This is a genomic window from Leyella stercorea DSM 18206 (genome assembly GCF_000235885.1).
GTDB classification, from domain to species: Bacteria; Bacteroidota; Bacteroidia; order Bacteroidales; family Bacteroidaceae; genus Prevotella; species Prevotella stercorea.
The window spans coordinates 30,293-40,498 of the sequence record NZ_JH379450.1 but is presented as its reverse complement, the minus strand read 5'-3'; the positions used below and the strand labels follow the sequence as shown (position 1 = coordinate 40,498).

4 protein-coding genes are annotated in these 10,206 nt (G+C 52.5%); 2 read left to right on the top strand and 2 right to left on the bottom strand.

Features of this window, described 5'->3' with window-relative positions; all coding sequences use genetic code 11:
- Positions 1–468: 468 nt before the first annotated feature.
- Positions 469–5,154, top strand: a complete 4,686-nt coding sequence (locus HMPREF0673_RS09960) for a translocation/assembly module TamB domain-containing protein (RefSeq protein ID WP_007901707.1) — start codon at positions 469–471, stop codon at positions 5,152–5,154.
- Between the two features lie 6 nt (positions 5,155–5,160).
- On the top strand, positions 5,161–7,488 hold the full coding sequence (gene tamL, locus HMPREF0673_RS09955; RefSeq protein WP_007901701.1) for a translocation and assembly module lipoprotein TamL: 2,328 nt from the start codon (positions 5,161–5,163) through the stop codon (positions 7,486–7,488).
- Between the two features lie 68 nt (positions 7,489–7,556).
- Here tamL and HMPREF0673_RS09950 read toward each other — a convergent pair whose 3' ends face one another.
- Both HMPREF0673_RS09950 and HMPREF0673_RS09945 read right to left on the bottom strand, forming a co-directional pair.
- Entirely contained in the window at positions 7,557–9,365 is a 1,809-nt protein-coding gene (locus tag HMPREF0673_RS09950; protein WP_007901698.1) for a chloride channel protein, read from the bottom strand.
- Positions 9,366–9,935, bottom strand: a complete 570-nt coding sequence (locus HMPREF0673_RS09945; RefSeq protein WP_007901697.1) for an L-threonylcarbamoyladenylate synthase — start codon at positions 9,933–9,935, stop codon at positions 9,366–9,368.
- Positions 9,936–10,206 lie beyond the last annotated feature (271 nt).

The window sequence follows — 10,206 nt, the reverse complement described above, 5'->3', positions numbered from 1 at the left end:
TAAAAAAGTAAAAGAGTAAAAAAGTAAAAGAATAAAAGAGCCCCTCCAAACCCTCCCCGTCGTGGAGGGCTTAGAAGGCATAAAGAGGCTTAGTTCGGCTTAAGCGCCACCTTCCAAGAGGCTTAGTTCGGCTTAAACGCCACCCTCCAAGAGGTCTGGTTCGGCTTAAACGCCTTAAGAAGGCTTACCCTTTTCCCCTTCCTAAAAGTCTGCTTAATCAGAAGTCTGCGTAGAGGGTGTGTCAAAACTAAAATATTTGGCAAATTGAATAGCAAACGGTTCTAATCGTAGGAGGCTACGGCATTCCTGCCGTAGCCATTAGTAACTGAAATACAACTGTTTGCAATGACTACGGCAAGAATGCCGTAGTCTCCTACAGTTAGCCATTCATCACAATTCTATAGTTTTGACACACCCTCCTCCTAAATACCTCGAACATTACGAACTGCAATATAAAATAGAACGAAGATGAAGCCTATATATAAACGAAGTTTAAAGGTTGCGGCAGCCGTTCTTGCCACGCCGATAGTGCTCCTCGTGCTGTTGGCTGTGCTGCTCTACATACCGCCCGTGCAAAACTGGGTGGTAAAGAAGGCTGCTGCTTATGCTTCAGAGTCTACCGGCATGAGTGTGTCGGTGGAGCGTGTGCGCCTTAGCTTTCCACTCGACCTAAGCGTGCAAGGGCTTCTTGCTACGCAGCCTAACGACTCGCTGCATAATAATATTGATACAATCGCTGCTGCCGACGAACTGATTGTAGGTGTGAAACTCATGCCGCTATTTGCAGGCAATGTGGAAGTTACCGACTTAGATTTCCGCCACGTGAATATCAATACAGCGCAACTCGTGCCCTCAGCACGAGTGAAAGGTGGAGTAGGGCGTTTGAAGGTAGAACCGAGTAAGGTGGCACTTACTAAGGAGACCGTAGACCTTGGACCCGTGCTTCTCACCGACGCCAACCTCGATATTGCGCTCAGCGACACTGTGCCAGAAGACACAACCGAAACCGAAAACAACTGGCAGATAGCCTTCACCCACTTGTCGGTGAAGTGTTCAGCCGTCAAGATACACATGCCCGGCGACACCCTTGCTATCGGTGTCGGACTCGCTGATGTCAGTGCTGCAAATGGCGACATCAATCTTGGTACGGGCGTTTACAAGGTTGGCACGTTCGATTGGCGTGACGGCTTTGTGACATACGACAACAACTTCGCCCTGCGACAGAAGGGGCTTGATGTCAACCACATCGAGCTTAAAGGTGTGTCGTTGCGCATCGACTCGTTGCGTTTTGCACAAGAAGGTACTCAGCTTCAGCTTGCACTCAACCGTTGCGCCTTTCGTGAGCAGAGCGGCATAAGTGTGACCAGTGCTAAGGGACATGTGAGCCTTGACACGGCACACATCTCGCTGCCCGACTTCCGCCTTACCACGCCCGTGTCGTGGCTTAAAGCGAGTGCCGATATGGACTTCTCTACCTTTGCCGACACCAACCCCGGTGTGATGCGTCTGTATCTTGATGCTTCCGTAGGTAAGTCGGACATACTGCAAGTGCTCGGTATGATGCCTCTGCAGTTTATCCTGCGTCTGCCAGAGCAACCGCTCTCCCTTCATGCCGACATCAACGGCAATATGCAGAACCTCAACATTCGTGAGGTGTCTGCCAAACTGCCAACGGCGTTCAACATAAAAGCCGAAGGCAAGGCTGGCAATCTAACCGACGTAGACCACCTTACAGCCAACATAAACCTCGACGCACGTGCCGACAACATCAGCTTCCTGCTGCCTATGATGGGCTTGAATGCTAATTCGTCAGTGTGCATACCCAATGGCATAACGTTCAAAGGCAATTGCCGAGTGAACGGACCGCAGTACGCTACCGATTTCGTTGCTACTCAAGGCGGTGGTTCGCTACGCGGTAGGGGCGCGTTCAATATGCGTTCGTTGGCTTATCGTGCCAATATGGAAGCACACGCATTGCCACTTCAGAACTTCATGCCGGGTATGGGGTTGCATCCGTTCAGCGGTGAGCTCGTGGCTGATGGTGCAGGCTTCGATTTTCTTTCGTCAAAGACACATCTCGATGCACGTGTGAAGGTGAACAACTTCAAATACACCGATTATGACCTCTCGAACATAAACCTAAAGGCAGAGGTGCACAACGGTGTGGGAAGGGCACTGCTCGATAGTCGCACACCTATTCTGAATGGTATCATCGATCTGCGTACGCTCCTCGACAATCGTCGCATAGATGCCAACGTAATATGCAATCTGCTCTACGCCGACTTCTACAAGCTCGGTCTCACCGAGCGACCACTCAAAACGTCGATGACAGCACATTTGGACGTGAAGTCGGATTTGAAGGCGACGCACAGTATGCAGGGCGTTGTCGGCAATATCGTGCTGCGCGACTCGGCTGCTACATATCGACCTGAAAACATTCTGATAGACATATTCACACGTAGCGACTCAACACATGCCAATGTGGCGTGTGGCGACTTCGTGTTGCGTGTTGATGGTGCTGGTTCAGTGGAGCACATACTCGACAACTTTAATGAGGTGAACATAGAGGCTGAGAAGCAGCGCAATGAACGATACATCGACCAGCTGCGTCTGCGCGAACGCCTGCCCGACCTTTCTGTCTACTTCAATGCCGGCAAGGAGAACATCCTCTCGCGCACTGCTCGACGTTTCGGCTACGAGTTCCGCGATGCTTACATTAATATGAACACGTCGCCCGTGCATGGCATCAATGGTAATGTGCGCATCGACTCGCTCGTGACTGCAGGCATACAACTCGATACAATACGCGTCAACATCAGTTCCGACTCGACGAAGACGCTCTTCGATGGACAGATACGCAACAACCGCTACAACAAGCAATACGTGTTCAACGCCCTTTTCCGTGGCGCATTCTATCAACAGTCGCTCTTCTTCGGCACACGCATCTACGACGATCGCAACCGTCTTGGTGTGGCTCTTGGTGTGAAAGCCGACATGGAGCAGAACGGTATACGAGTGTCGCTCGGCGGTATCGACCCCGTGTTTGGCTACAAGAAGTTTAAGGTGAACAAGGGCAACTACGTGTTCTTTGCCGACGACGACCGCATTTCGGCTGATATGAGGTTGCTGGCTGATGACGGTATGGGTGTGAAGGTGTTTAGCAACGATAGCACCGAAGCCTTGCAAGACCTCACTATCGGACTCACTCGCTTCGACCTTGCTAAAGTGCTATCCGTTATACCGTATGCACCGAACGTGTCGGGTGTGATGAATGGCGACTTCCACTACATCAATAGCGAAAGCGATATGTCGGTGTCATCATTTGTGCGTGTTGACAATTTGTCTTACGATGGTTGTAAGATTGGTAATGTGGCGAGCGAGTTTATCTACATGCCACGCGACGAAGGTAATGAGCATTGTGTTGACGGCACGCTATCGATAGACGACCAGGAGGTGTGCACGCTAAGCGGTACGTACATCACAAGTGGTTTCGGTCATCTTAATGCCGACATTGAGTTGCAGCGCACACCATTGTTGATGCTCAACGGCTTCATCCCCGACCGCCTACTCAATTTTGGTGGATATGCCGTCGGACGTGTAAAAGTGGACGGACAACTCGACCGCCTCGACGTAGATGGCGAGCTGATGTTCGAGTCGGCGTATATAGCGAGCGAGCCTTACGGCGTGAAGATGCGCTTGTGCGAAGACCCAGTGACGATAACCGACAGCAAGATGAAGTTTGAGAACTTCCAACTCTTCGCACGCAATGGTAATCCACTGACGCTCTACGGCAATGTCGACTTCAGCAATATGTCGAACATGACGATGTATATGCGTATGCGTGCAAACAACTACCTGCTCATCGACTCGAAGGAGAAGGCACGCTCAGAAGCCTTCGGCAAGGCGTATGTCAACTTCCTCGGTCTTGCCGATGGTCCGCTTGATGCCTTGCGCTTCCGTGGTCGTCTTGACGTGCTCGGTTCGTCGGACATCACATACATACTGCGCGACTCTCCGCTCACCACCGACAACCAACTCGACGGACTTGTGAAGTTTGTCAACTTCAAAAATCCTGATGACGTGAAGGTGGAGCGTCCACCGCTGAGCGGCTTGACGTTGGACCTCACGGTTAGCATCGACGAGGGTGCGCACGTGCTCTGCGCCTTGAACGCTACAAAGTCGAACTATGTGGACATTGTAGGCGGAGGCGAGCTGCGCATGAAATACACCGAAGTGGACGGACTCAGACTCTACGGTCGCTACACGATAGGACAGGGTGAGATGAAGTATTCGTTGCCCGTTATCCCACTGAAGACTTTCACGATAAAGGATGGTAGCTACGTTGAGTTTATGGGCGATGCCATGAATCCGCGTCTGAACATCACGGCGACGGAGGAGAACAAGACCACCGTCACCAATGAGGCTGGCGTAGGCCGTAGCGTGACGTTTGAGTGTGGCGTAGAGATAACGAAGACACTCAACGATATGGGCTTGCAGTTCACCATCGATGCCCCCGACGACCAAGAGATACACAACGAGCTGATGACGCAGTCGGTAGAGAACCGTGGCAAGCTCGCCGTGACGATGCTCACCACTGGTATGTATCTCTCCGACAACAGTATGGGCTCGTTCAATGTGAACAGTGCGCTCAGCTCGTTCCTCAGCTCTCAGATCAGTGCCATCTCGGGCAGCGCACTGCGTACGCTCGACCTATCGTTCGGCATGGACAACACGCAGCTTGGCTCTGGTGCGGTGCACACCGACTACTCGTTCAAGTTCTCGAAGCGCTTCCTCAACAACCGTCTGCGCATCGTGATTGGTGGAAAGGTGTCGAGTGGTGCCGAGATAGAGAATCAGAACGACACGTTCTTTGACAATGTGGCATTAGAGTATCGTCTCTCGCCAAAGTCGAATAAGTATCTGAAGCTTTTCTACGACCGTGCCACTTACGATTGGCTTGAGGGCTACGTCGGTCAGTTCGGTGGCGGTTTCATCTGGCGTCGCAAGTTGCAGAGCCTGAAGGATATATTCCGTCTCAAGCGCATTGACAACAACGACTATATGATGCTGCAAAACGGCAATAAAACCTCGTTGCAGCAGAAGAAGGATACAACGGCTGTGCAGAATACTGACACTACCAGTGTTAAAAAGTAAAGATATATGAAGAATACGTTATATATAATAATATGTGTAATGGTGCTTGTCGGTTGCTCGTCGACAAGTTCTGTACCCGAGGATGACAAGCTGTTCACGGGCTTACGCAAGACCGAATACGAGAACTATGTGGCTTGCGACCACTTCTACTCTACACAGGAGGAAGTGGAGGCGGCACTCGCCACTACCCCTAACGGTGCACTCTTCGATAGTCCGTACCACCGTATGCCTCCTTACCGTTTGTGGATATACAATGCGTTTCAGCATTCGCGTGGCGGTTTGGGCAAGTGGATACGTACAACGTTCGGTAAGCCACCAGTGCTGCTTAGTGCTGTCAATCCTGCGCTACACTCACAAGTGGTGAAGGAGCTGCTGCGAGCGCGTGGCTACTTCAGCGGATACGTCAACTACGACGTGCTGACATCCGACAGCTCGCGAACGGCAAAGGTGAAGTACAACGTCAACTTCGGCGACCTCTACACTATCGACACGCTCACGTACACCAACTTCCCCGAAGAAGCGCAAAAGATAATTGAGGAGAACGCTTCAAAATCGCTCGTAAAGAAAGACGCACCGTTCGATGTGACGGTGCTCGAAGCCGAGCGCACTCGTATCTCTACGCTCCTGCGCAACAAGGGCTTCTTCTATTATCAGCCGAGCTATGCTACATACCTCGCCGACACCATTGCCGAACCTGGCGAGGTGAGCGTGCGTCTGCATTACACCGACAGCCTTCCTGACGAAGTGGGACGCAAGTGGTACATCGGTCACGTCAATCTCGAGATGCGCAAGCAGTCGGCGTTGGAGCAACTGCGCGACACCACTCACCGTCGCAACTATACCATCGTCTATAATGGCAAGCGCGAACCGATGCGTCGTAGTGTGATTACGCGCGATATGCGAATACGCCCTGGCAGAATGTACAGCTACGATGCTTATCAGCAAACCATCAATACGCTCACCGCGAAGGGCCTCTTCTCGCGTGTAGACCTCTCGTTCGCTCCGCGCGACACCTCCAAGACGTGTGATACGCTTGATATCACGCTCAACTGCGTGTTTGACAAGCCCTACGATGTATATCTCGAAGGCAATCTCGTAGGTAAGACAACCGGACGTGTGGGCCCCGGGCTGAACCTTGGTTTCGTTAAGCGCAACGCCTTCCGTGGTGGCGAGAAGCTTACCGTCAACCTCAAAGGCTCCTACGAGTGGCAGACAGGACACCAAGCCGACGGATCAAGTTCGAAGTTCAACTCATACGAATATGGTGCAGATGTGTCGGTGGAGATGCCTCGACTGCTGTTTGTGAACAGTCTCACGCGTCGTTTGCGCCGTTTGCGCCGTGCAAAGGGAAAGCACGTCTACATACGTTATGCCCCACCGACAACGCTTATAAAGGGTTCGTTCGATGTGCTTAACCGTTCGGGATTCTTCCAGCGCCATATCGTCTCGGGCGAACTGACGTACAAGACCCACTCACGAGTGCTTGTGCATCATCAGTTCTCGCCACTCATCATTCAGTACGAATACATGAAGCACATGACACCTGCTTTCACCGAACTGGTGAACAAGAGTCCGTATCTGCTTGTGGCGATGAGCGACCAGTTTGTGCCTAAGATGCGCTACTCGTTCTCGTACCAGTCGCCAGCCCGACTTCATAACCCAATCTTCTGGCAGGTGACGCTGAGCGAGGCTGCCAACCTTCTTTCGCTTGGTTATATGGCGTTCGGCGAGAAGTGGACTGATAAGGAGAAAACAATGTTCAAGAACCCGTATGCGCAGTTCCTGAAGGTGGAGACCGACTATAGCAAGACGTGGCAGCTGACCGAACATAGTAAGCTCGTCGGACACGTCAATATGGGCGTGGTATGGGCATACGGCAACGCTATCAGTGCGCCCTACAGCGAGCAGTTCTACGTAGGTGGTGCCAATAGCATCCGTGCGTTCAACGTGCGCAGCATTGGTCCGGGTCGCTATCATGCCAAGACATCCTACCTCTCGTATCTCGACCAGACAGGCGACATGAAGCTGCAAGCCAACCTCGAGTATCGTCCACGTCTCTTCGGAAATCTCTATGGCGCACTGTTCCTCGATGCAGGCAACGTGTGGACACTACGCAGCGACAGCGACCGTCCAGGTGCTGTGTTCAAACCGAAGAATATACTTAAGGAGATGGCACTCGGCACGGGCGTCGGCATCCGCTACGACCTCGACTTCTTCGTGCTACGTCTCGATTGGGGCATAGGTCTACACCTGCCATATAGAAACGGCTTCTACAATTTCGACCGCTTTAAGGATAGCCAGAGCCTTCATTTCGCAATCGGCTATCCGTTCTAAACGCAATAAAGGGCAGACTCCACAAAGAGCCTGCCCTTTATTGCGTATTAATTATTAATTGAGAGCTTTTATTCCGCCGAGAAGTCGGCTACCATTTTTCTGTACATGCTATACGCTCTTGAGCGCGAGATATATCCCGTTAGATGTCCTGATACGTTCACCACGGGCATGTAGCGCGTGCCTTTGAGGTCGAACTTGCGCATCACCTCCTCCATTGAGTCGCTCTCGCCAACCTGCGCAGCGATGGGGAGCATCAACTGTTGTACGGTGAGCTTGTTGTAGAGTTCTGCGCGGAACATGATGTGTCGTATCTTCGTGATGTCAATCTCGCCAAGCACCGAACCTGCGTTATCGAGCACCGGTATGAACGACGTGTGGCTCTTCGATATAGCGTTCACCAGTTTGCCCAGAGGCATGTCGGGTGTTACGGCTGTGAAGTCGCGTTCTATCACGCTGTCCATCGTCATCAGCGTCAGTACAGAGCGGTCGGTGTGGTGAGTGACCAACTTACCCTCGCGTGCCAGACGCATGGCGTAGATGCTGTGAGGCTCGAAGATGCTGATAGTCATCACCGACACGATGCTCACAATCATCAGTGGCATGAACATGTCGTAGCCGTTCGTAATCTCGGCGATGAGGAAGATACCCGTAAGTGGAGCGTGCATCACGCCAGCCATCACGCCAGCCATGCCGAGCAGCGTGTAGTTCTTCTCAGGTATATATATGCCCACCTGATACATGTTCCACAGACGTGAGAAGAGGAACCCCGTGAAGGCTCCCACGAAGAGCGACGGTGCGAACGTACCACCGCAACCGCCACCGCCGTTTGTGGCTGCCGTGGCGAATGTCTTTGTCAGTATGACCAGCGCAATGAACAGTATGAGCCACTTGCCGTTGCCCGAGAACATAGAGTTGTGCAGCAGTTCGTTCCAGTCAGCTTCGCTCGTGCCGTTCAGCAGTACGTTGATAGCCGAGTATCCCTCGCCGTAGAGCACGGGGAAGACGAAGATGAGCGAGCTGAGCAGTACACCGCCCAACGCCAACTTAGCCCAGCGATGTTGCTTCAACTTGCCGAACATGCCCTCGCACACCGACATTGAGCGTATGAAGTAGATGCTCACCAGTCCGCAGGCGATACCGAGTATGATGCACGCCGGCACACGCTCCACGCCCCACATGCTGTCCAGATGAAAACTGAACAGCGACGCGCTTCCCATGAATATATACGTGAAGCACGTTGCCGTGACCGCAGCCGTGAGTATAGGCAGCAGCGATGCCATGCTCAAGTCTACCATCAGCACCTCAAGCGTGAACACCAGTCCGGCTATCGGAGCCTTAAAGATGCCGGCGATGGCAGCGGCAGCACCGCAGCCCACTAACAGAATTAGCTTCTTCTTGTCCATACCGAACAGTCTGCCGAGGTTCGAGCCTATGGCAGAACCGGTCAGCACGATCGGAGCCTCGGCACCCACCGATCCGCCGAAGCCGATGGTGATAGCCGATGCCACCACCGACGTCCAGCAGTTGTGCGCCTTCAGTCGCGACTGCTTCGAGGATATGGCGTAGAGTATTCGCGTGATACCATGCGATATGTTGTCCTTCACCACGTAGCGTACGAAGAGCGACGTTAGGAAGATGCCCACAACCGGGAACATCAGGTAGAGCCAGTTGAACGTGTCAGCATGAAACCTCGATGTCAGTAGATGCTGTATGATGTGAATTATCGAGTGGAGCACGTAGGCAGCCACCGACGCAAAGAATCCGATGCAGAGGGCGAGGATGATAGTCGCCTGACGGTCGGAAAGATGCTTCGTGCGCCAAGCGTACAGCCTTTCTTCCAGCGTTGCGCCTTTCTTGTCAATCGCAGTCTCTTCCATTTACTTGCGTATGATGGTTACCCGTCCGTCCTTAGTCAGTTTGATGATACTGCTCGGCGTGTGCGGCTTGTGCTCCTGACGGCGTGTCCAGCACACATAGTCCACCGCTTCCAGTATCTCCGGTGCGATGTCGCGGTAGTTCTGAGCCGTCGGCTCGCCACTTATGTTCGCACTTGTGCTCACGATAGCCTTCTGGAAGCGATAGCAAAGCTCCTTCGAGAACGGCTCGTTCGTCACGCGCAGAGCGATGCTGCCATCCTCCGCGATGAGGTTCGGGGCGAGGTTCACAGCCCCGTCGAGCACCACCGTTGTAGGCTTCTCCGCGAGCTCCATCAAGTCCCACGCCACTGGCGGCACGTCGCGCACATAGCGCTGCACGCGGTCTACCGAGTCGGCGAGACAGATAAGAGCCTTCGAGTCGTCGCGCTGCTTTATCCTGTACACCTTAGCCACTGCCTCCGCGTTCGTCGCGTCGCAACCTATACCCCATACCGTGTCCGTAGGATAGAGTATCACGCCGCCCTTACGCATCACGTCCACCGCATTCTGAATGTCTTCTTTCTGTGTCATTGTCGTTTTTCTTTTCCTTTTATATATCGTTATAATTCTTTCTATTGTGCGCGCCGTTCGGTACGCGTGTCTGCGCCGAACGTTGCGTGTGTCTGCGCCGAACGTTGCAGATGTCTGCGCCGAACGTTGCGGATGTACAAAGTTAATGCTTTTTCCTGTTATGCCGTAAGTTTAAAGACAATTTTTCTTACTCTTTATTATAAGCATAGTCGATATTTGCCGAAAAAACCGTAACTTTGTAAAAGTAAAAAGGTAAAAGAGTAAAAAGTAG